Annotated in this window: 19 protein-coding genes; 8 read left to right on the forward strand and 11 right to left on the reverse strand. The window is 62.3% G+C overall.

Annotated elements, in window-relative coordinates; translation table 11 throughout:
• Nucleotides 1-20 precede the first annotated feature (20 nt).
• The 7 genes from JP75_RS13050 to JP75_RS13080 all read right to left on the reverse strand — a co-directional run bounded on the left by JP75_RS13050 (nt 21) and on the right by JP75_RS13080 (nt 7,482).
• Entirely contained in the window at nt 21-1,334 is a 1,314-nt protein-coding gene (locus tag JP75_RS13050) for a GH1 family beta-glucosidase (RefSeq protein ID WP_035083635.1), read from the reverse strand.
• Between the two features lie 119 nt (nt 1,335-1,453).
• On the reverse strand, nt 1,454-2,512 hold the full coding sequence (locus JP75_RS13055) for an Mrp/NBP35 family ATP-binding protein (protein WP_035083636.1): 1,059 nt from the start codon (nt 2,510-2,512) through the stop codon (nt 1,454-1,456).
• 110 nt (nt 2,513-2,622) lie between these two features.
• Complete coding sequence (gene fsa / locus JP75_RS13060; RefSeq protein ID WP_035083637.1) at nt 2,623-3,276, reverse strand: fructose-6-phosphate aldolase; 654 nt, start codon at nt 3,274-3,276, stop codon at nt 2,623-2,625.
• A 123-nt stretch (nt 3,277-3,399) separates the two neighbouring features.
• The gene (locus tag JP75_RS13065) at nt 3,400-4,584 is read right to left on the reverse strand and encodes an amino acid aminotransferase (RefSeq protein WP_035083638.1); all 1,185 of its coding nucleotides are present in this window, start codon (nt 4,582-4,584) and stop codon (nt 3,400-3,402) included.
• 81 nt (nt 4,585-4,665) lie between these two features.
• Nucleotides 4,666-5,595, reverse strand: coding sequence for an electron transfer flavoprotein subunit alpha/FixB family protein (locus tag JP75_RS13070; RefSeq protein WP_035083640.1), 930 nt, complete (start codon nt 5,593-5,595; stop codon nt 4,666-4,668).
• On the reverse strand, nt 5,595-6,353 hold the full coding sequence (locus tag JP75_RS13075) for an electron transfer flavoprotein subunit beta/FixA family protein (protein ID WP_035083641.1): 759 nt from the start codon (nt 6,351-6,353) through the stop codon (nt 5,595-5,597). The genes JP75_RS13070 and JP75_RS13075 overlap by 1 nt, the downstream gene beginning before the upstream one ends.
• Nucleotides 6,354-6,522: 169 nt before the next feature.
• The gene (locus JP75_RS13080) at nt 6,523-7,482 is read right to left on the reverse strand and encodes a Tim44 domain-containing protein (RefSeq protein ID WP_035083643.1); all 960 of its coding nucleotides are present in this window, start codon (nt 7,480-7,482) and stop codon (nt 6,523-6,525) included.
• 164 nt (nt 7,483-7,646) lie between these two features.
• On the opposite strand from JP75_RS13080, the gene JP75_RS13085 reads away from it, so the two are divergent.
• Nucleotides 7,647-8,813 carry a M20 aminoacylase family protein gene (locus JP75_RS13085; RefSeq protein WP_035083645.1) on the forward strand — a complete coding sequence of 389 codons (1,167 nt, stop codon included), beginning with the start codon at nt 7,647-7,649 and terminating at the stop codon, nt 8,811-8,813.
• 171 nt (nt 8,814-8,984) lie between these two features.
• On the opposite strand, the gene JP75_RS13090 is transcribed toward JP75_RS13085, so the two are convergent.
• Nucleotides 8,985-9,920: an AEC family transporter gene (locus tag JP75_RS13090; protein ID WP_035083647.1), complete on the reverse strand. Its 936-nt coding sequence runs from the start codon at nt 9,918-9,920 to the stop codon at nt 8,985-8,987.
• A gap of 220 nt (nt 9,921-10,140) precedes the next feature.
• Between JP75_RS13090 and glpD the strand changes: the two genes are divergently transcribed.
• Both glpD and glpK read left to right on the forward strand, forming a co-directional pair.
• Nucleotides 10,141-11,628, forward strand: coding sequence for a glycerol-3-phosphate dehydrogenase (gene glpD / locus JP75_RS13095; protein ID WP_035083649.1), 1,488 nt, complete (start codon nt 10,141-10,143; stop codon nt 11,626-11,628).
• Between the two features lie 152 nt (nt 11,629-11,780).
• Nucleotides 11,781-13,262, forward strand: a complete 1,482-nt coding sequence (gene glpK, locus JP75_RS13100) for a glycerol kinase GlpK (protein ID WP_035083651.1) — start codon at nt 11,781-11,783, stop codon at nt 13,260-13,262.
• A 96-nt stretch (nt 13,263-13,358) separates the two neighbouring features.
• Here the strand turns inward: glpK and JP75_RS13105 are convergent, their stop codons facing one another.
• Together JP75_RS13105 and pdxH are read right to left on the reverse strand one after the other, a co-directional pair.
• Nucleotides 13,359-14,186, reverse strand: a complete 828-nt coding sequence (locus JP75_RS13105) for a DUF1499 domain-containing protein (protein ID WP_035083652.1) — start codon at nt 14,184-14,186, stop codon at nt 13,359-13,361.
• A 91-nt stretch (nt 14,187-14,277) separates the two neighbouring features.
• Nucleotides 14,278-14,913 (reverse strand): pyridoxamine 5'-phosphate oxidase, encoded by a 636-nt coding sequence (pdxH, locus tag JP75_RS13110; RefSeq protein WP_035083654.1) that lies wholly within the window; start codon nt 14,911-14,913, stop codon nt 14,278-14,280.
• 107 nt (nt 14,914-15,020) lie between these two features.
• On the opposite strand from pdxH, the gene JP75_RS13115 reads away from it, so the two are divergent.
• Complete coding sequence (locus JP75_RS13115) at nt 15,021-15,989, forward strand: DnaJ C-terminal domain-containing protein (RefSeq protein WP_035083655.1); 969 nt, start codon at nt 15,021-15,023, stop codon at nt 15,987-15,989.
• A gap of 153 nt (nt 15,990-16,142) precedes the next feature.
• Here JP75_RS13115 and JP75_RS13120 read toward each other — a convergent pair whose 3' ends face one another.
• Nucleotides 16,143-17,084, reverse strand: a complete 942-nt coding sequence (locus JP75_RS13120) for an L-threonylcarbamoyladenylate synthase (RefSeq protein ID WP_035083657.1) — start codon at nt 17,082-17,084, stop codon at nt 16,143-16,145.
• A gap of 120 nt (nt 17,085-17,204) precedes the next feature.
• On the opposite strand from JP75_RS13120, the gene JP75_RS13125 reads away from it, so the two are divergent.
• The 4 genes from JP75_RS13125 (at nt 17,205) to JP75_RS13140 (ending at nt 19,955) form a co-directional block, all read left to right on the forward strand.
• The gene (locus tag JP75_RS13125; RefSeq protein ID WP_035083697.1) at nt 17,205-18,152 is read left to right on the forward strand and encodes a histone deacetylase family protein; all 948 of its coding nucleotides are present in this window, start codon (nt 17,205-17,207) and stop codon (nt 18,150-18,152) included.
• A gap of 9 nt (nt 18,153-18,161) precedes the next feature.
• Nucleotides 18,162-18,410 (forward strand): exodeoxyribonuclease VII small subunit, encoded by a 249-nt coding sequence (locus tag JP75_RS13130; protein WP_035083659.1) that lies wholly within the window; start codon nt 18,162-18,164, stop codon nt 18,408-18,410.
• Between the two features lie 214 nt (nt 18,411-18,624).
• Nucleotides 18,625-19,224 (forward strand): SCO family protein, encoded by a 600-nt coding sequence (locus JP75_RS13135; protein WP_035083661.1) that lies wholly within the window; start codon nt 18,625-18,627, stop codon nt 19,222-19,224.
• Nucleotides 19,221-19,955 (forward strand): TlyA family RNA methyltransferase, encoded by a 735-nt coding sequence (locus JP75_RS13140; RefSeq protein ID WP_035083662.1) that lies wholly within the window; start codon nt 19,221-19,223, stop codon nt 19,953-19,955. The genes JP75_RS13135 and JP75_RS13140 overlap by 4 nt, the downstream gene beginning before the upstream one ends.
• Nucleotides 19,956-20,115 lie beyond the last annotated feature (160 nt).

Here is a 20,115-nt window from a genome sequence, read left to right on the forward strand (position 1 = left end):
AGATGCGGACCTATACACGTCTAGCGCGTATTGTGCAGCATGCCCTGGAAAGAACGATAGCTCGCCTTGGGGGTGCGTTGCTGGGTCTCGTAGTCGACATGTACCAGACCGAAGCGCTTGTTATAGCCCTCGGCCCATTCGTAATTGTCGAGCAGCGACCAGGCGAAATAGCCACGCACATCGGCGCCGGCCTCGCGGGCAGCGAGCACGGCCTTCAGGTGCTCGTCATAGTATTTTACGCGGCGCGGATCGTCGTCGCCTTCAACCTCGGCCATGCCGTTCTCGGTCACGTAGAGCGGGATTTTGGTATATTCATTGGAGACGCGAACCAAGAGATCCGACAGGCCTTTGGGGTAGATTTCCCAGCCGATATCGGTCTTTTCGAGGTCGCCCTTCACCTGCTCCACGGGGCGGCCCGGCTGGGTGGACGCCTTGTAGATGCCGCGGGTGTAGTAGTTGATCCCGAGCCAATCGAGCGGGCGCGACACGATAGACATGTCGGCCTGATAATTCGCCGGCAGGTAGGGTGCGAGCCATTCGGTCAGTTCGGTGGGATATTGGCCCTTCAGGACACCGCCGAGATACCAGCGGTTAAACAGCGCATCGCCGAAATTGCAGGCGGCCTTGTCTTCTTCGCTGTCGGTTGCCGGCTCGGATTTTTCGAGATTGAGCACGATGCCGAGGTTTTTTGTGCCGGTGGCGCGCAGGGCGTCGATGGCGGTGCCGTGGGCAAAGAGCACGTGGTGCATGGCGCGGGCGGCGGCGCGCAGGTCGCGATAGCCGGGGGCGTGGATGCCGAGTAAATGGCTGAGGAAGGCGACACACCAGGGCTCGTTGATGGTCGCCGTCGCTGCCAGACGATCACCGAACTTTTCGCCGACCAGCGTCGCATAGTCGCCGAACCAGTTGGCGATATCGCGGTTCATCCAGCCGCCGCGGTCCTGCAGGGCGGAGGGCAAATCCCAGTGGTAGAGCGTCGCATAGGGTTTCAGGCCACGCTCGAGCATGCCGTCGATCAGGCGATCATAGAAGTCGAAACCGGCCTGGTTGATGGCGCCGGTGCCTTCGGGGATCAGCCGCGGCCAGGCGATCGAGAAGCGATAGGCGTCAAAGCCGCCGTCGCGGATGAGATCGAGGTCTTGAGGCCAGAGTTCGTAGTGATTGCAGGCGTTGAGGCCTGTATCGCCATTGTGGACATTGCCGGGGGTTGCGGAGAACGTGTCCCAAATGGAAGTGCCGCGACCATCGCGCTGCCCGCCTTCGATCTGATAGGCGGCCGTGGCGACGCCAAAGGTGAAGTCAGGACCAAAATCCTTGCGATCGATCGAAAACATAACCCCTCCGCTGGGCGTGGCGCCCCTGTTGGACTAGCCGGATAGCGTGTTCGGAAAAGCTATGCAATCGATTTCGGAAAGGGGTTTCGGGGCTCGAATGCCCCTAACCTGCGTGTCGCTTATCGCATGCCGGCGACGAGGCGTTGGGCGATCACACGGTAGGCAGAGGCTTCTGCGCCTTGGGGATCAGTCGCGACAGGCGGCGCCCCGGCGTCGGAATTTTCGCGGATGGACATGACAAGTGGGATTGCGCCGAGGAACGGGATGTCGAGGCGCTCGGCGGCCTTCTCGGCGCCGCCGGTACCAAAGATGTCGTAGCGGTTGCCGGTGTCGGGGGCGATGAAATAGCTCATGTTTTCAATGAGCCCCAAGATGGGTACGGACATGCGGCGGAGCATGTCGATGGCTTTTTGCGCGTCGATTAGCGCGAGGTCCTGCGGGGTCGAGACGATGACGACGCCATCGACAATGGTCTGCTGGAAGAGGCCGATATGAATGTCGCCGGTGCCGGGTGGCAGGTCGATGACGAGGACGTCGAGATCGCCCCAATCGGTTTCGCGCAGCAATTGACGGAGGCCGGAGGTCGCCATGGGGCCGCGCCAGACCACGGCCTGGCCGGGAACCAGCATAGCCCCGATCGACATGACTTTTAGGCCAAAAGCCTCGTGCGGCTGGAAAATACCGTCGTCGCGCAGCGCGGTGCGGTCTTCGATCCCCAGCAGTTTGGGGACGGAGGGGCCGTAGAGGTCGGCGTCGAGCATGCCGACCTTCAGGCCCTCGGCAGCGAGGGAGAGCGCGAGATTGACCGAGGTGGTGGATTTGCCGACACCGCCCTTGCCCGAGCCGACGGCGATGATGCGGCGCACGCCCTTTACGCGGGTCTTGCCTTGGGGCTGGGGCGAGCCGTGGGAGAATTTTGGGCCAGCCTGCTTCTCGGAGGTGATGGAGACCATGACCTTGCGGCCGCCGGAGAGGGTTTTCACCACTTCGATGGCGGCTTCGCGGGCCGGGCCGAAGGCGGCTTCCATGCCCTGCGGGACGCCGACGGCAAAGGCAACGGCGCTGGGGGTGACGATGATTTCGGAGAGGCCGGAAAAGCTCGCGAGGTCGCCACCGCCCGGAATTTCCACGGCATTGAGGGCGGCTTTAATGCGGGCGGCGAGTTCGGTATCGGCCATGTCGGTCTCAGAAAAACAGAAAGACCTCACCCAGGCGTTTGACGAGGGCGAGGCCTTCAAAGGCATAGCTTCGGAATTAACCGAAGCCAATCAATGGAGTGCGACGACCCTTAGAGGATCGACTGGCCAGTGGCCTTCCAGTCCTTGAGGAAGCCGTCAATGCCCGCATTGGTCAGCGGGTGGTTGGCGAGCTTCTTGATCACGTCGGGCGGGATGGTGGCGACGTCGGCACCGACCAGAGCCACCTGGGTGACGTGGTTGGGCGAGCGGATCGAGGCTGCCAGGATCTGGGTTTCGTACTGGTAGTTATCGTAGATCGTACGGATGTCTTCGATCAACTGCACGCCATCGAGGTTGATGTCGTCGAGGCGGCCGAGGAAGGGCGAGATATAGGTCGCGCCGGCCTTGGCAGCGAGCAGGGCCTGATTGGCCGAGAAGCAGAGCGTGACGTTGGTCTTGACGCCCTTGTCCTTGAAATACTTGGTTGCCTTCAGACCGTTAAGGGTCAGCGGCAGCTTGATGACGACGTTGGATGCGATCTTGGCGAGGTGCTCGCCTTCGGCAACCATGCCATCATATTCAAGGCTGGCGACTTCGGCGGAAACCGGGCCGGGAACGATGGCGCAGATTTCGGCGATGACTTCCTTGAAGTCGCGGCCGGACTTGGCAATCAGCGACGGATTGGTGGTGACGCCGTCGAGGAGACCGGTTTCATAGAGTTCCTTGATGGCGGCGGTATCTGCAGTATCGACGAAGAACTTCATCGTTCCCTCCTAAAATCTCTGCCAAGTGGCCTTTGGCCAAGGTGTAGCATGGCGGCAGCGTGCCGCAAGCGAAGACAAGGCAGGGACTTGAAAACCAATGCTGTTTTCCGGTCCCCACCCAATTTATCGGGATGCCCCGAGGAAAGCGACCGCGAGGTCTCCCACGCGATCTTCCGGAATGCCGGCAACGTTGATGCGGCTATCCCCAGTCATATAGACCCCGTTTTCGGCTTTAAGATGTTCAACGGCATCATTGGTGAGACCTAGCAACGAGAACATGCCGCGGTGATCGGCGACGAAGTCGAAATCGGTGGAATTGGAGCGCTCGCGGATCGCGTCTGCGAGTTTTTTCCGCAATGAAATCATACGGTTGCGCATCAGCGCCAGTTCTTCTTCCCACTCGGCGCGCAGCGCCTTGTCCTCAAGAATGGTGCGAATGATCTCGGCACCGTGATCGGGGGGCTGGGAATAGGCACCGCGAATGATGTTCAGGAGCTGCGAATTTGTAATATCCGCTTCTTTTTCATCGCGGGCGATGAGGATGGCGGCGCCAACGCGCTCGCGATAGAGCCCAAAGTTCTTCGAGCCCGAGAATGCTACCAGAGCTTCGGGGACCGTGGATAGAATTTTGCGGGTTCCATAGGCGTCGGCTTCGATCCCATCGCCAAAGCCGAGATAGGCGAGATCGACGAAGGGCAGCGCGCCGGTGCGCAGCAGGCTCGCGGCAACCTGGTCCCACTCTTCGTTGGAGAGGTTTGCGCCGGTCGGGTTGTGACAGCAGCCGTGCAGCAGCACGACATCGCCAGCGCCCAATTTATCAAGCGTTGCCAGCATTTCGGCGAATTTGACGCCGCGCGTTTCCGTATCGAAATACGGGTAGGTCGCGACCTTGAGGCCGGAATTGATGGCGATCGGGTTGTGGTTGGCCCAGGTCGGGTCCGACACATAAACCGTGGCGCCGGGGCGAGCACGGTTGATGAGCTGCATCAGCACCCAGAGCGAGCCGGTGCCGCCCGGGGCCTGCGCAATGCGGACGCGGGAGAGGTCGACGCCGCCGGCGAGGACAAGGTCGAGCACCGAAGTGCCAAAGCCCTTATTGCCGGCAATGCCGAGGTAAGTCTTTGTTTTTTCGTTCGAAAGGATTTTCTCTTCGGCTTTGCGCACCGCGGTCATGACCGGGGTCACGCCCTTTTCGTCTTTGTAGACGCCGACGCCGAGGTCGATCTTGGTGGAACGCTGGTCAGCAGCATACTCGCCCATAAGCGCAAGAATCTTGTCGCCTGGAGCCTTTGAGAGGGTTTCGAACATTTTGTTGGAAGTCCGGTGAGGGAAGCGCCGCCTTTATAGGCGGCTCAGGGATTTTTGCAATTGGAAGTGGGTGGCCTTCGACTAACGTTTTAGGCCGTGTTTTTCCAGTTCAGCGATCAATTGTGGAACGATTTCAAAGAGATCGCCAATCAGGGCCACGTCGGCGATTTTCACCAAGGGCGCTTCTGCGTCGGTATTGATGGCAAAAATCTTCTTCGCACCCTGGATGCCGGCGAGGTGTTGCAGCGCGCCGGAGATGCCGATGGCGATGTAAAGATCGGGGGCGATGATCTTGCCGGTCTGGCCGATCTGCCAATCGTTGGGGGCGTAACCGGCATCGACCGCGGCGCGGGTGGCGCCGACGGCCGCACCGAGGGTTTTTCCAAGCTTTTCAATCAGTTGAAAACCTTCGGCGGAGCCGACGGAGACGCCGCCGCCGATGACGATCTGGGCCGTGGCGAGATCAGGCGTGTCGCTTTCGGTGCGGTGCGCAGCGAGGAAGCGGGCGGCGGAATTGACTGAAAGGTCTAGGTTTTCGACCGGCGCGGCATTGCCCGAGGCGGCAGGACGGAAGGCCGAAGCGCGGAAGGTGAGGAGGTGCTTGGGCTGCGGGTCGGTGAGTGTTTCCAAGGCGTTACCGGCGTAGATCGGGCGAGTAAAGCGGTTGGGGCCGAGGATTTCGACCACGTCGGTGACCGGCTGGATATCGAGTTTTGCCGCGAGGCGCGGGATAACGTCTTTGCCAACCGACGAGGCGCTCGCGCTAACAGACTGGTAGCGTTGAGCGAGGCTTTCGAGAGAATTGGTGATGGATTCGGCCGTCTCCGCCGCTTTTACCACTTGGACTATCCGAACACCGGCGATTTGAGCGGCCGCAGCGGCGATGTTGTCGGGGTTTTCGGCGACGACAAGCAGGTCGACCGGACCGAGTTGGCTCGCGGCGGCTACGAGGCGGGCAGTGGCGGGTGAGAGTTCACCCTTGTCGTGATCGGCAAGCAGGAGAACCGACATCAGAGCGCCTCCATCTCGTTGACTTCGGCGGCGATGGCAGCGGCGAGGTCGGCAACGGAGCCGACGGTCTTGCCGGCGACGCGTTCGGCGGGCGGGGATATCTTTTCCACCACGAGGCGCGGGGCGAGGTCGATGCCGAATTCAGTGGCGGGGCGCACGGCCAATGGCTTGGAGCGCGCCTTCATCACCATGGGGAGGGCGGCATTGCGCGGCGTGTTGAGGCGGAGGTCGGCGGTGACGACGGCGGGGAGCGGAACCGCAACGGTTTCGCGGCCGTAGTCGACTTCGCGGGTGACTTCCAGTTCAGAGCCTTTCACCAGGATTTCCGAGGCGAAGGTGGCCTGGGGGCGATTGGTGAGGGCGGCGAGCATCTGGCCGACATGGTTGGAATCGTCGTCGACGGCCTGCTTGCCCAGGAGGATCAGGTCGGGCTGTTCTTCCTCGGTCACCTTGGCGAGCAGCTTGGCGATGGTGAGGGTTTCCAGCGCCGCGTCGGTTTCGACGAGGATGCCGCGATGGGCGCCCATGGCGAGGGCGGTGAGAATGACGTCGTTGCTCTGCTTGGGGCCGATGGAGACGATGACCACTTCGCTCGCCTGGCCCTTTTCGGCCAGTTGCACCGCGGCCTCAACCGCGTGCTTGCAGAAGGGATTCATCGACATGCGTACGCCAGTGGTTTCCACGCCTGTTCCATCGGGGCGGACGCGGATGCGGACATTGTGGTCAACGACGCGCTTGACGGCGACGAGGATTTTCATGGGCGGCTCCGAATTTGGGGGTTCAATGGCAGGTTGAGCCGGAGCGGGCAAGGCACACGAGGGGAAATTCGGTTCGGTCGCGGCGCGAATGTTAGAAAGCCCTGCCTAGGCAGAAAAAAGCCCGCGCCTCCGTCAGAAAGCGCGGGCCGGAATCTCTGAGAGAGAGGGATCAGGCTTCCTGGATGGCGGAGAGGAGCCAATCGGCGCCCGAGGTACGCTTGAAGGTCCAGATCTCGGTGGATTGGGTCGCGTTCTCGGCGTCGCCCTCCACGACCGCGCCGGTCTGGCGATCGGCGGTATAGTCGATCGAGGCATAGCGCATGGCGACGGTGGCATATTCGTCCCGGCCTTCGCGCCAGCTTTCGGCGAGGTCGCCCTGGAGGAGGCGCACGTCGGAGACGTGGTTTTTGACGCCATTGGTGGCGTTGGTGGCCAGCTCTTCAGAGAGATAGCCCATGACTTCGGGCGTGGTGAGCGCACGAAGGGCGGCATAATTCTCGCTGGCGAAGGCAGCCTGAACGCGGCTCAGCATCTGTTCGAAAATCTCGAGATCGGCCATGCCGATATCGAGCTGGTTTTTGCCCGGCGCAGGTTTTGCCGCGCGCGGCGCAGCGGAACCGCCGCCGAACATCTGGCCGAAATCATTGCGCGGGCTATTGGGTTGGGCCTGATAGGCCGCCGAAGTGGGGCCGCCGGCCGTGGCCGGGCGCGGGCCGCGGAAGAAGCGCAGGGCAAGCCAGACGAGGCCGCCGATGAGGGCGATCTGCACGATCATGGCGAAGACGCCGCCAAAGCCACCGAAGCCGGCGCCGAAAAGCAGGCCAAGAAGGCCACCGAGCGCCAGGCCACGCAGGAGCGAACCGCCAAAACCATTCATGAAGCCACGCGGCTGCGCGGACTGCACGCCGGGAGCGGCAGAGGGCTGCTGGCCTTGCGTCATGGTGCGCTGAACCGGCGCAACAGGCTTGGGCGCGGTATTGGTGATGGCGGGCGGATTGAACGTGTTGATGCCGCGGCTGCCGAAGCTGCCGCCACGGCGCGCTTCGGCATCGCTGATCGAAATCATGGAAAAAGCCATGACCAGGACGGCAAAGAGACTGGCGAAGCGGACGGTCTTGGAGGCGAACATTAGCGGACCCATGGAATGACGTTATCCGCCATATAGGTGGTCGCAGCCGCAATGTGTAGCACCGGGGCATAAAAGCGGTGACGGGCGTGTGACGGCGCGGGCAGTTGACGCCGCCGCCGCGGGCATGGACATTGCAGCCTCTTTCCTTCTGCTTCGGACATCCTATGCCTATCCTCAACCGCATTGCCGAATTTCATGATGAGATCACCGCCTGGCGACGGGATTTGCATCAGCATCCGGAAGTGCTGTTCGATGTGCACCGCACCGCGGGGATCGTGGCGGAAAAGCTGAAAGCGTTCGGGGTCGACGAGGTTGTCACGGGGCTCGGGCGCACCGGCGTTGTCGGCATCATCAATGGCCGGACCAATACCAGCGGCAAGACCATTGGGCTACGGGCCGACATGGATGCGCTGACGGTCACCGAGAAAACTGGTGCCCCTTATGCCTCGACCAACCAGGGTAAGATGCATGCCTGTGGGCATGATGGGCACACGGCGATGCTGCTGGGCGCGGCAAAGTATCTGGCCGAGACGCGGAATTTCGATGGGCGCATTGCGCTGATCTTCCAGCCGGCCGAAGAGGGCGGCGGCGGCGGCAAGGTGATGCTGGAAGACGGTCTCGTCGAGAAATTCGACATTTCGGAATTTTATGGGATGCACAACTGGCCGGGGATGCCGGTTGGGCACTTTGGTATTCGCCACGGCGGGATCATGGCGGCGACGGACCGCTTTTACATCACCATTACCGGCCAGGGCGGGCATGCGGCGCGGCCGCAGCAGACGGTGGACCCGATCATCGTTGCCGCGCAGATGGTGACGGCGCTGCAGACGATTGTTTCGCGCAATTTGGATCCGCTGGAATCGGCGGTGCTTTCAGTGACGATGATCGAGGCGGGCGAGGCCGACAACGTCATCTCGCAGACGGCGAAGATTACCGGCACGGTGCGCACGCTCGATGGCGACGTGCAGGATTTCATCGAGGCGCGGCTTGGCGAGATCGTGCCGCAGTTTGCCCAGAGTTTTGGGGCGAGCGCTGAGATCCGCTATGCGCGGGGTTATCCGGTGACTGTCAATTCGGCACGGGAAGCGGATTTTGCGGCTGACGTGGCCAGCGAAGTTGCGGGCGCGGAGCGGGTGGACCGGAATACGCCGCCGTCGATGGGCGGGGAGGATTTTTCCTTCATGCTCAATGAGCGGCCAGGGGCGTATATTTTCCTCGGGAATGGGAATTCGTCGGAGCTGCATACCGATACGTATGATTTCAATGACGAGGCTATTCCGGTGGGGACGAGTTATTGGGTGCGGCTGGCGGAGACGGCACTGAAGGGCTGATCTCTCCCACCTGCCGCCGCGCCAGTAGCCCTCATGCTGAGGTGCTTTGCGGAGCAAAGCCTCGAAGCACGGGGGCGTGGCACTGAAGCACCGAGGCACGCCTTCGTGGTTCGAGGCTGCGCTACGCTTCGCACCTCACCATGAGGGCTACTGGGAACCGGTGTCCCCGCCTCAAAGCGCCAAAATATAAAGCCACCCCGTAATCGTCACGGCTGACAGCACCGTGGCGATGAGGATGGTGTTGGTCGCAACGCTGACGCCGCGGTCGTAGTAGGTGGCGAAAACGTAGATGTTCACCCCGGCCGGCATGGCGGCGAGCAGGATGCCGTAGCGGGCCACTTCGAGCGGGACGTGCAGGACCCAGACCATCAGCACATAGGCGATGGCGGGGTGCAGGATCAGTTTTATGAGCGAGGCGACGAGGGCCTGCTTCCAGTTTTCCGAGAGCTTGAATTCGACGAGCGCCCCGCCGATGCCGAAAAGGGCGGCGGGGACGACGGCCTGGCTCATCATGACGAAGAAGGCTTCGGCCGGCTCGATGAGTTTTATTTCGAGCAGTGAGCCGATGATGCCGGCGGCAATGCCCCAGATCAGCGGATTGGAGACGACGCGGCGGACGGCGACGACGAGCGTCTTGCCAAGCGGCTGACCATCGCGCTTGACCAGTTCCATGGTGATCATGCCCACAGTGAGGAGGATCGCGCCGTGGAGGCCGATGATCGATAGGGTCACTGGCAGGGCGTCGCTGCCATAAGCGCGGGTGAGGATGGGGAGGCCGACCAGCACGGTATTGGTAAAAGTGCCGGAGAAGCCGACGGCGACGCTTTCGCCGGGGCGATTGCCGAAGACCCGTTGGGCGATGATGATGCCGACGATGAAGCAGACAATGGCGCCGAAATAGAAGGGGCCGATGATCGACAGATTGAAGGCCGAGCGGAAATCACTCGTCGAGATCGAGTGGAACAAGAGGCACGGCGTCGCGAAATTATTGACGAAAGCGATGAGGCTTTTGACGCCTTCGGCCGGATAGAGCCGCCTGAGCACGGCGAAATAGCCCAGGCCCATGAGGCCGAAGATGGGCAGGATAACAAAGATGATGTCGAGCATTGGCCGAGGATCCGGGCCGGGAAGGCACAGGAGGCCTAGACCCTTGGCATGCTCGGGTCAACCATGATCTTGTATGGAAGTTTTCAACTCTGCTTTGTCGTATGGCCGTGTTGTGGAACGGCTAAGGAATTTCGCGGTGTGGGTCGCCGAAACGAAACAATGATAGTTTCAAAACGAAAGCAAATGACTTACATACGAACTATTCTCGGAGCGAAGCGATATGAGTGAGTCAGTGCTGGATCTGTTCGTCATCGGCGGCGGCATCAATGGGGCCAGCGTGGCGCGCGATGCGGTGGGGCGCGGGTTTTCCGTGGGCCTTGCCGAGATGAATGATTTTGCTTCGGGCACGAGCTCGGCGGCGACCAAGCTGATCCATGGCGGGCTGCGCTATCTCGAGCACTACGAGTTCCGGCTGGTGCATGAGGCGCTGGCGGAGCGCGAGATTCTTTGGGCAGCGGCGCCGCATATCATTCGGCCGCTGCGCTTCGTGCTGCCGCATCACAAGGGGCTGCGGCCGGCTTTTGTGCTGCGCACCGGTTTGGCCATGTATGATTATATGGGCGGGCGGAAGCTCTTGCCGCCGACCAAGACACTGGATTTGACGCGGGATGTGACCGGGAAGCCGCTGAAGCCGGGCTATCGGCTGGGGTTCGAATATTCGGATTGCTGGGTCGATGATGCGCGCTTCGTGGTGCTCAATGTGCGCGATGCGGCGGACAAGGGCGCGACGGTTTATGCCCGGACCAAGGTGACTTCGGCGCGCAAGGAAAGTGGCGCCTGGACGATTTCGCTTGAGGGCGAAGGTGGCACGCAGACGGTGCGCGCCAAAATGATCGTCAATGCGGCGGGGCCGTGGGTCGACAATGTCATCAATGGCGTGATGGGCAAGAACGGAGCGCATAATGTGCGGCTGGTTCAGGGCAGCCACATCGTGGTGAAGAAGCTCTATGATCACGACCGCTGCTATATTTTCCAGAATGGCGATGGGCGGATCATTTTCGCCATTCCGTACCAGGATGATTTTACGCTGATCGGCACCACGGACCGCGACTACACGGGCGATCCGAAGGATGTCAAAATCTCGCAGGAAGAGACGGATTATCTGCTCTCCGCGGCGAGCGAGTACTTTGCCAAGCCCGTTACCAAGGACGAGATTGTCTGGACCTATTCGGGCGTGCGGCCGCTGTTTGACGATGGCGCGAGCGCGGCGCAGGAGGCGACACGGGACTATGTGCTCAAGGTCGAGGGTGATGCGGCGACGGGGGCCGTGGTCAATGTGTTTGGCGGCAAGCTGACGACGTCGCGGCGGTTGGCGGAATCGGTGCTCGAAAAGATCGAAGAGGTCTTGGGCAAGAAGAAGGGGGCGTGGACCAAGGTCAGCACCCTGCCCGGCGGCGATTTCGGGCCGCTGAGCTTTGATGCGGAAGTGCGGCGGCTGGGGCTCGATTATCCGGAATTGCCGGGGACGCTGCTGAAGCGCCTGATGCGGCTTTATGGGACGAAGGCGCGGGTGCTGCTGGGGGATCGGAAGACGGTTTCCGCGCTGGGGCAGCATTTTGGTGCCGACCTTTATGCGGCCGAAGTCGATTATCAGGTTGAACACGAGTGGGCGCGGACGGCACAAGATGTGTTGTGGCGGCGCACCAAATTGGGGCTGCGGGTTGGCGCCGAGGATGTGGCGCGGCTTGAGGAGTATTTGAGCCACTAGCATTTTGGTGGTCGTCACCACCGGGCTTGTCCGGTGGTCCATGCCAATCCGCAGGATTGGCAGGCCTCCCCAAGATGGATTGCCGGGACAAGCCCGGCAATGACGATAGGGTGGAGAGATCGAGGGACCGCAGAGTTCCGGAGGAGAAATTCATGACCAAATTCATTCTGGCGATCGATCAGGGCACGACGTCGAGCCGGGCGATTGTGTTCGATGGCGACCGGAAGGTGGTCGGGGTCGGGCAGAAGGAATTTTCGCAGATCTTTCCGCAGGATGGCTGGGTGGAGCACGATCCGGAGGAAATCTGGGAGAGTGTGGTTGCAACCATCAAGACCGCGCTCGGGGAGGCCAAGGTTGGCGCAGAGCAGATCGCGGCGATCGGGATTACCAATCAGCGCGAGACGGTTGTTGTCTGGGATCGGGCGACGGGGAAGCCGATCTACAATGCGATTGTCTGGCAGGATCGGCGGACTTCGGCGACGTGTGCGGAGCTGAAGCGGGCGGGGCATGAGGCGCTGTTTACCGAGCGGACCGGCTTGCTGCTTGATCCGTATTTTTCGGGCACGAAGGTCAAATGGCTGCTCGACAATGTCGAGGGCGCGCGGGCGCGGGCCGAGGCGGGTGAGTTGGCTTTTGGGACGATTGATACGTTCCTCATCTGGCGGCTGACGGGCGGCAAGGTTCATGCGACCGACGCGACCAATGCGGCGCGGACGTTGATGTTCGATATCTCGCGCAATCTCTGGGATGAGGAGCTGCTGGGGATTCTCGGTGTGCCGAAGGCGCTGCTGCCTGCAGTGAAAGATTGCGCGGATGATTTTGGGGTGACGGCGCTGTTTGGCGCTGAAATCCCGATACTCGGGGTGGCGGGCGACCAGCATGCGGCGACCATCGGACAGGCGTGTTTTGCGCCGGGCATGGTCAAATCGACCTATGGCACGGGATGCTTTGCGGTGTTGAACACCGGCAAAGATATGGTGCGCTCGCAGAACCGGCTGCTGACGACCATTGCCTATCGGCTGAATGGCGAGACCATCTATGCGCTGGAAGGTTCGATTTTCATTGCGGGCGCGGCGGTGCAGTGGATTCGCGATGGGCTGAAGCTCGTGAAGCATGCAAGCGAAACCGGGCCGCTGGCGCGGACGGCGGACCCGAGCCAGAATGTCTATATGGTGCCGGCCTTTGTGGGACTGGGCGCGCCGTGGTGGGATGCCGAGGCGCGCGGGGCGATTTTTGGGATTACCCGCAATACCGGGCCGGCGGAAATTGCCCGGGCGGCGCTGGAGGCGGTTTGCTACCAGACGCGGGACTTGCTGGAGGCGATGCGGAAAGATTGGACGGCCGAGGGCGATACCGTGCTGCGCGTTGATGGCGGGATGGTTGCTTCGGACTGGACCATGCAGTTTCTGGCGGATGTGCTCGATGCGCCGGTGGATCGGCCGACGATTTTGGAGACGACAGCGCTGGGTGCAGCGTGGTTGGCGGGCATGAAGGCGGGAGTTTGGCCTGATATGGATGAATTTGCTGCGGGCTGGGCGCGGGATCGGCGGTTTGAACCGGCGATGGATGCGGAAGAGCGCAAGGCCAAGGTGGCGGGCTGGGATGATGCGGTGCGGCGGGTGCTGACGCAGTAGAGTTTGCGGCGGGAGCCACGATTTCTGAGCGTGTGAACACCCCTCCCCCGCCCTCCCCGTCGAGGGGAGGGTGTCGGATCGAGTGTGAGAGGAGACCTAGTCTCCTTCGCCCTCGACGCTTGGGGCTGGCTCTTCGTCTTCGGCTGATGCGGGTTGGTTGACGTTGGGGTTGTCGCGGAGGAGCGTCGTCACTTCATTGTCGAGCGTTACCATGAAGCGCTCGATGCGGGTGCCGTTGGAGCCGAAGTCGTGCGGGGCGTTGATCGAGGCCGAACGCATGTCGACCTTGGCGCCGGTGGACGTGGGGGCGACGCGGAGCACGGCTTCTTCGCGCCAGCCGGGAATGGTGGTGATGCGGGCATTGAGGCGGCCGGGTGTGCCATCGAGGCCCGGGGCGCGGGTGAGGCGGATATCCCAGCCCTCGGCCTGCGCGAGGCGTTCGACGACGCCGAAGAGCGAGACGACATCAAGCGGATAGGTGCGTGTGGTCGCATTGGGGAAGATGCGGGCCTGCTCATCGGGCTTGATGAGGAGGGGCGGCGGCATTTTGGCCGTATCGGGCAGGAAGAGCAGCGGCAGCTCGCCACGGGCGACGGTGGCGATGTCGGTGACGGGCGGATAGCGCCAGGCGTAGTAGCCGTAATAGGCGAAGGGCAGGAGGCAGATGAGGCCGAGGAAGAGGCCCGAGAGCGCCTTGCTCCAGCCCTGATCGCCGGAAAACCACAGACGGATGAGCGCCAGAAAGCCGACGAAAGAGGCGAGTGCCGAGACGGCCAGGGCCAGGAGGGCGACGATGAAAAAGCTGGGCGAGTCGATGAGGCCCAGATGGTGCATGCCGACCGGCAGAATGACGAGCGGAATGGCAATCCTGCCAATCCGGCGGGCCCAGATGGCCGTTTTCGACGTTCTGATCAGTATGCGCACGAAGAGGCTTTTCCCTTGCTGGCGCCTGTTTTACGTCAAAGGTCTTGGGATTGTTTAAACTTGTCGCGATTTCGCTCCGCGAAACGCTGGCTCAGGGATAGAGGCGCGCGTTTTGCCAGCCGGCATCCAGCGTTTCGCGGGTGAAGCGGACGCGGTCGTGGAGGCGGTATTCGCCGTCCTTCCAGAATTCCATCATGGTGGGCTTAATGCGAAAACCGGCCCAATGGGCGGGGCGGACGACATGGGCATCGCCGATCTCGGCGGTGAGCGCTTCGACGCGGGCGATGAGGGTGGCGCGATTTTCGAGCGGGCGGGACTGGAGCGAAGCCGACGAGGCGATCTGGCTGCCGCGATGGCGCGAGGCGAAATAGGTGTCCGACTCAGTGGGGCTGACGACTTCCACCGGGCCGCGGAGGCGCACCTGGCGGCGCAGCGACTTCCAGTGGAAGACGGCTGATGCCTGGGGATTGGCGAGGAGCTCGCGGCCCTTGTCGCTCTCGAAATTGGTGAAGAAGCAAAAGCCCCTGCTATCGCGGGCGTTGAGCAAAACCATGCGGACATCGGGCAGGCCGGAGGCGTCGGCGCTGGCGAGGGCCATGGCGTGGGGATCGTTGGGCTCGCTCTCATTGGCCAGGGCAAACCACTCCTCGAACACGGCAAAGGGATCGAGGTCGGAGCGATCGCCATCGTCGAAAAGGCGTTCGGTGAGTGTTTGCAGCATCGTCATATTTCCCGGGCTTTTGGCCCTCTCAAACTGGACAAGCCGAGGGGGCGTGGCCATATAGGACTCGAATTGTGGGCGAAGCAACGCCCGACCCAAACAGATTGGACCAAATGCGCGATCCTTACACCGTGCTCGGGGTGCCGCGGTCCGCAAGCGAGAAGGACATCAAGTCCGCCTATCGCAAGCTGGCCAAGAAGTATCATCCCGATCAGAATCCCGACGACCCTTCGGCACATGGAAAATTTGCCGAAGCAACCCATGCCTATGACCTGCTCAATGACGCGGAAAAGCGGGGGCAGTTCGACCGCGGCGAAATCGACGCCGAGGGTAATCCGCGCTTTGCCGGCTTCGGCAATGGCGGCTTTGGCGGCGGCGCAGGCCGTGGTGCGCGGCCGGGTGCCGCTGGCGCCGGCGGGTTTTCGGCCGAAGACATTCTTAAAGAATTCATGAGCGGCTTTGGTGGCCAGCCGCGCGGCGGCGCTCGCCCGGGTGGCGGCGCTGGTGGGGCGCAGTGGGACCCGTTTGCCGGTGGCGCCACGGGCGGCGCTGGCGCGGGAGCAGGTGCGCGCATGAAGGGCGACGATGTGGTCGTGAATGCGACCGTGTCGCTCGAAGATGCGCACAAGGCGGCCTCCATTCCGGTGCGTATGCCGACGGGCAAGGTGCTGAACGTAAAACTGCCCGAAAAGGTGGAAGAGGGTCAGCAGATCCGGCTCAAGGGCCAGGGCACAGCCAATGCCTTTGGCGAGCCGGGCGACGCGCTGGTGACCGTGCGCTTCGAGAAATCAAAAGTGTTCCGGCGCGACGGCAGCGATGTGCGCACCGATGTTTCGGTGACGCTTTATGAAGCCGTGCTGGGCGCCAAGGTGCGCGTGCCGACGCTTGATGGTTCGGTGGAACTGAACCTGCCGCCGGGCGTGGACACGGGCAAGGCGCTGCGCCTCAAGGGCAAGGGCCTTTATGGCGATGGCGATCTCTATGTGAATATTCGCGTGGTGCTGCCGCCGGGTGGTGATCCCGATCTTGAGGCGCTGGCGAGATTCATGCGGGACCAGAAGCCGTATAAGGTACGGGACTAAGCTTTCCGGCCATATGCTGGGATCGTCACCCTCGGGCTTGACCCGAGGGTTCTGCACTCGCTGCACACAAACCAAGTGAAGTGTCCTCGGGTCAAGCCCGAGGATGGCGCGTGGTGATTAGGTAGTCCCCGAGCGAAAACTGTCGCAGAGAGGTTAGTCCCGCGGCGCAGCAGCTCTTTGCAACCTGTCGTTGATTGCTTCGCCCAAGCCCTCATGCGGAATGGGAGCAACGGCGATTGTCTCTGCGCCGGTCGCGTCCAATTCATGCAGCATGGAGAAGAGGTTTCTGGCGGCTTCGTGGAGGTCGGCGCTGGGGGACAGATTCCGCGTTTCGCCGGAGAACGCCGACGCCGGCCCAAAAGCCAAAAAGGCTTCGCCGGGTTGGGGAGCTGTGTCCAATCGCATCGAGGCGTTGGGGGCGTAGTGGCTCAAGAGCATGCCGGGGGCGGAGATTTTGGCGCCTTTGGCGGCGCGGGCGACTTTGCGGCCGAAGGCTTTTTCGATGTCTTCGCGGGCAAGGGCGCCGGCGCGGAGCTGGATGATGGTTTCGCCATCCACCGCCACGATAGTCGATTCAACGCCGGCCTTGCAGGCGCCGCCATCAAGGACAGGGACCTTGCCGGAAAAGCCGCGGCGGACTTGCTCGGCCGTTGTCGGCGAGAGCTTGCCGGATGGATTGGCCGACGGGGCGGAAAGCGGGCGGCCGGTGGCGCGGAGGAGCGCGAGGGCGACCGGGTGGTCGGGCATGCGCAGGGCAACCGTGTCGAGGCCGGCGGTGGCGACATCGGCAAGGCCGTGGCCGGGGCGCAGAGGGACGACGATGCTGAGGGGGCCGGGCCAGAATTTTTCGGCGAGCTTTTTCGCGAGAGGGGAAAAGACGGCGAGCTTTTCGGCCATTTCGAGATCGGCGACGTGGGCAATCAGCGGATTGAAGCGGGGGCGGCCCTTGGTTTCGTAGATCGAGAGCACGGCATCGGGATTGGTCGCATCGGCGCCGAGGCCATAGACCGTCTCGGTGGGGAAGGCGACGAGTTTTCCCGCGCAGAGGGACGCGGCGGCTTCGGCAATGGCCTGATCGTCGGGAAATATGCTCATGGGCGGTGTTTGACAACAGGCGGGGCGCGCGTCAAGTCGGCGGGGCGCAGCCGAACGTTTGTCGCGTTTCCGCAGCGGAAAAGTGGTATGCCCTTTCTTGCAAACGCTCCGAAGGCCACCGTGACCACGCTCCTTGTCAGCCAGACCAATTTTGCCGATCACCGGACGCCACCCGGCCATCCCGAGCGGGCCGATCGCATCATTGCGGTCGAGGAGGCGCTGGCGACGCAGGAATTCGACCGGTTGGTGCGGCGCGAGGCGCCTTATGGCGACATTACGCTGGCTGAACTCGTGCATGACGAGCGCTATATGGCGCGGCTGCGCATGGCGCGGCCGGCAGAGGGCATCGGGCAGCTTGATCCTGACACCTATATTTCGGACCAGTCGCTCTCGGCGGCGGCGACCGGGCTGGGCGGGGCCATGGCGGGGCTCGATGCCGTGGTGATGGGTGAGGTGGACAATGCCTTTTGCGCCATCAGGCCACCGGGCCATCATGCGGAGATCGACCGGCCGATGGGGTTTTGCCTCATCAATACCGTGGCCATCGTGGCGCGCGAGGCGCAGCGGAAATATGGGGCGGAGCGGATCGCGATCGTGGATTTCGACGTGCATCACGGCAATGGCACGCAGGACATTTTTTATGACGATGCCAGCGTGTTCTACGCCTCAAGCCACCAGATGCCTTTGTTTCCCGGCACGGGACATCCGAGCGAGCACGGCGTCGGGAACATCGTCAATGCGGCGCTGAAGGCGCATACGGATGGCTCGGAGATGCGGGCGGCCTATAATGAGATCATCCTGCCGGCGCTCGATAATTTTGCGCCGGACCTGATCCTGATCTCGGCCGGGTTCGATGCGCATGAGCGGGACCCGCTGGCGCAGCTCGAATGGGTGGATCAGGACTTTGCCTGGGTCACCGGAAAGTTGATGGATGTGGCCGAACGCCGCTGTGGCAATCGGATTGTGTCGCTGCTCGAAGGTGGCTATGACCTCAAGGGCCTAGCCGGAGGCGTGCGCCAGCACGTGGCCATGCTGATGGACGGGGCGACGAGTTCTCTCAACTTTTAGGATGGCGCCATGGCCGAGATTGCCGAGGATGTGAAAACCCTGAGCTTCGAAGCGGCTTTGGAGCAGCTCGAACAGATTGTCCAAAAACTCGAAAGCGGCCGGGCGCCGCTGGCCGAATCCATTGCCATCTATGAGCGCGGCGAAGCGCTGAAAGCGCATTGCGAAATGCTGCTGAAGACGGCGGAAGCGCGGATCGAAAAGATTACGCTGAGCCGGGAAGGCAAGGCAGTTGGGACCGAGCCGCTCGACGCGAATTAGTTTTTGCGCGTGGGGGGAATGAGGCACTTCGGTCGCCTCGTTCACCGGGCTGCCCTCGGGCTTGACCCGAGGGTCGGGCGGGGAGCCATTGCGCTATGGTGCGGGTGGGGAGTGGCCCTCGGGTCAAGCCCGAGGGAAGCATGGTGGGTGGGACGATAGCGGGGCCAAGCCTTGGCAACCGCTGCAGGCCAACAAGCGGAAGAACGCTGAATAGATGACGACGAACAAGACGCTGCGCAATTTCCGTATTGTGCTTTGGGTGCTGGTGGCCGTGGCGGCGCTGGGGGCGACGTTCCTCTATGTGTTTCGTCCGCCGCAGCGGCCGCTGGGGCTGAATGGGCAGAGCTTTGCGCTCAATTCCACGCAGGGCGGGACGTTTACCGAGAAGGATTTGGTGGGCACACCGAGCCTGATCTTCTTCGGCTACACGTTCTGCCCCGATGTGTGCCCGACGACGCTGGCTGAAACCACCGCCTGGCGCGCCCAACTGGGGCTGACGCCGGAAGACTTGCGGATCATTTTCGTCACGGTCGACCCTGAGCGCGATACGCCGGAAATGGTGAAGTCTTACGTGGAAGGGTTCGACCCTTCGGTGATCGGGCTGGTGGGCGATCAGGCGGCGACAGAGCAGGTCAAGGCCGCGTTTGGCGTGTTTTCGGAGAAAGCGGGCGATGTCGAGAGCGAGTTCTATCTGGTCAATCACACGGCGCTGACGTTCCTGATCGACAAGAATGGCTCGTTCCAGGGCACCGTGGCCTATGAAGAGGCACAGGATACGGCGCTGGCCAAGGTCAAGCGGCTTGTCGGGCAGTGAGCCGGATAAGGCTTGATCTGGCGCTTGAAGAGCGGGGGCTGTTGCCTAGTCGCGCAAGGGCCCGCGATGCGATCCTGCGCGGCACCGTGAGCGTCAATGGCGAACCGGCCAAGAAGCCAAACCAGATGGTTGGGGCGGATGATGTCATCGCGCTCGATGATCCGGCATCCGAATATGTGTCGCGGGCGGCGCTGAAACTGGTGGCGGGGCTTGATGCGGGTGGGATCAGTGTCGAGGGGAAGACCTGCCTCGATGTGGGATCATCGACCGGGGGCTTTACGCAGGTGCTGGTCGAGCGCGGGGCCACGAAGGTCTATGCGGTCGATGTGGGGCATGAGCAGTTGCATCGGCGGCTCAAGGGGCATCCGCGGGTCGTGAGCATTGAAGGCTTCAACGCGCGGGACATTTCGCGCGAGGAGATTGCCGAGCCGGTGGACCTGCTGGTTTCGGATTTGAGCTTCGTGTCCGTCACAAAAGTGCTGGAGGCCCCGCTGGGGCTTTGTGCGCCGCAGGCCGAGACCGTGATCCTCTTCAAGCCGCAGTTCGAGGTGGGGCGCGATTTTGTCGGCAAGGGCGGGATTGTCACCGATGCGGAGGCCAATGTGCGCGCCATGGGCGAGGTGATCGCCTTTGTCGAGGCGCAGGGATTTGCGCATCGATTGAGCGTTGTGTCGCCGATTGCAGGTGGGGATGGGAATATCGAAACGGTGCTGGTGTTTAGTCGGGGGTAAATCGCCCCCTACCCCGTTTCCTCCGTCATTGCCGGGCTTGTGTGGATGCTTTGTGCTTTAGTCTTTGCACGAGCCGGGATGCGCATCCCGGCTCGTGCAGGCAGGCGGCCGTTCTATCGGGCTGGTTTTGACAGCCGCGGTCAAGCAAGGCCCTGCCTGC

Origin of the sequence: Devosia riboflavina, assembly GCF_000743575.1 — a bacterium.
GTDB lineage: Bacteria > Pseudomonadota > Alphaproteobacteria > Rhizobiales > Devosiaceae > Devosia > Devosia riboflavina.

Bases quoted from the DNA above. Each gene is read 5' to 3' on its own strand.
- JP75_RS13135 (WP_035083661.1), top strand. From the start codon at position 18,625: ATGACGACGAACAAGACGCTGCGCAATTTCCGTATTGTGCTTTGGGTG.
- fsa (WP_035083637.1), bottom strand. From the start codon at position 3,276: ATGAAGTTCTTCGTCGATACTGCAGATACCGCCGCCATCAAGGAACTC.
- JP75_RS13090 (WP_035083647.1), bottom strand. From the start codon at position 9,920: ATGCTCGACATCATCTTTGTTATCCTGCCCATCTTCGGCCTCATGGGC.
- JP75_RS13055 (WP_035083636.1), bottom strand. From the start codon at position 2,512: ATGGCCGATACCGAACTCGCCGCCCGCATTAAAGCCGCCCTCAATGCC.
- JP75_RS13080 (WP_035083643.1), bottom strand. From the start codon at position 7,482: ATGTTCGCCTCCAAGACCGTCCGCTTCGCCAGTCTCTTTGCCGTCCTG.
- JP75_RS13065 (WP_035083638.1), bottom strand. From the start codon at position 4,584: ATGTTCGAAACCCTCTCAAAGGCTCCAGGCGACAAGATTCTTGCGCTT.
- JP75_RS13050 (WP_035083635.1), bottom strand. From the start codon at position 1,334: ATGTTTTCGATCGATCGCAAGGATTTTGGTCCTGACTTCACCTTTGGC.
- JP75_RS13085 (WP_035083645.1), top strand. From the start codon at position 7,647: ATGCCTATCCTCAACCGCATTGCCGAATTTCATGATGAGATCACCGCC.
- pdxH (WP_035083654.1), bottom strand. From the start codon at position 14,913: ATGACGATGCTGCAAACACTCACCGAACGCCTTTTCGACGATGGCGAT.
- glpD (WP_035083649.1), top strand. From the start codon at position 10,141: ATGAGTGAGTCAGTGCTGGATCTGTTCGTCATCGGCGGCGGCATCAAT.
- glpK (WP_035083651.1), top strand. From the start codon at position 11,781: ATGACCAAATTCATTCTGGCGATCGATCAGGGCACGACGTCGAGCCGG.
- JP75_RS13115 (WP_035083655.1), top strand. From the start codon at position 15,021: ATGCGCGATCCTTACACCGTGCTCGGGGTGCCGCGGTCCGCAAGCGAG.
- JP75_RS13130 (WP_035083659.1), top strand. From the start codon at position 18,162: ATGGCCGAGATTGCCGAGGATGTGAAAACCCTGAGCTTCGAAGCGGCT.
- JP75_RS13075 (WP_035083641.1), bottom strand. From the start codon at position 6,353: ATGAAAATCCTCGTCGCCGTCAAGCGCGTCGTTGACCACAATGTCCGC.
- JP75_RS13070 (WP_035083640.1), bottom strand. From the start codon at position 5,595: ATGTCGGTTCTCCTGCTTGCCGATCACGACAAGGGTGAACTCTCACCC.
- JP75_RS13120 (WP_035083657.1), bottom strand. From the start codon at position 17,084: ATGAGCATATTTCCCGACGATCAGGCCATTGCCGAAGCCGCCGCGTCC.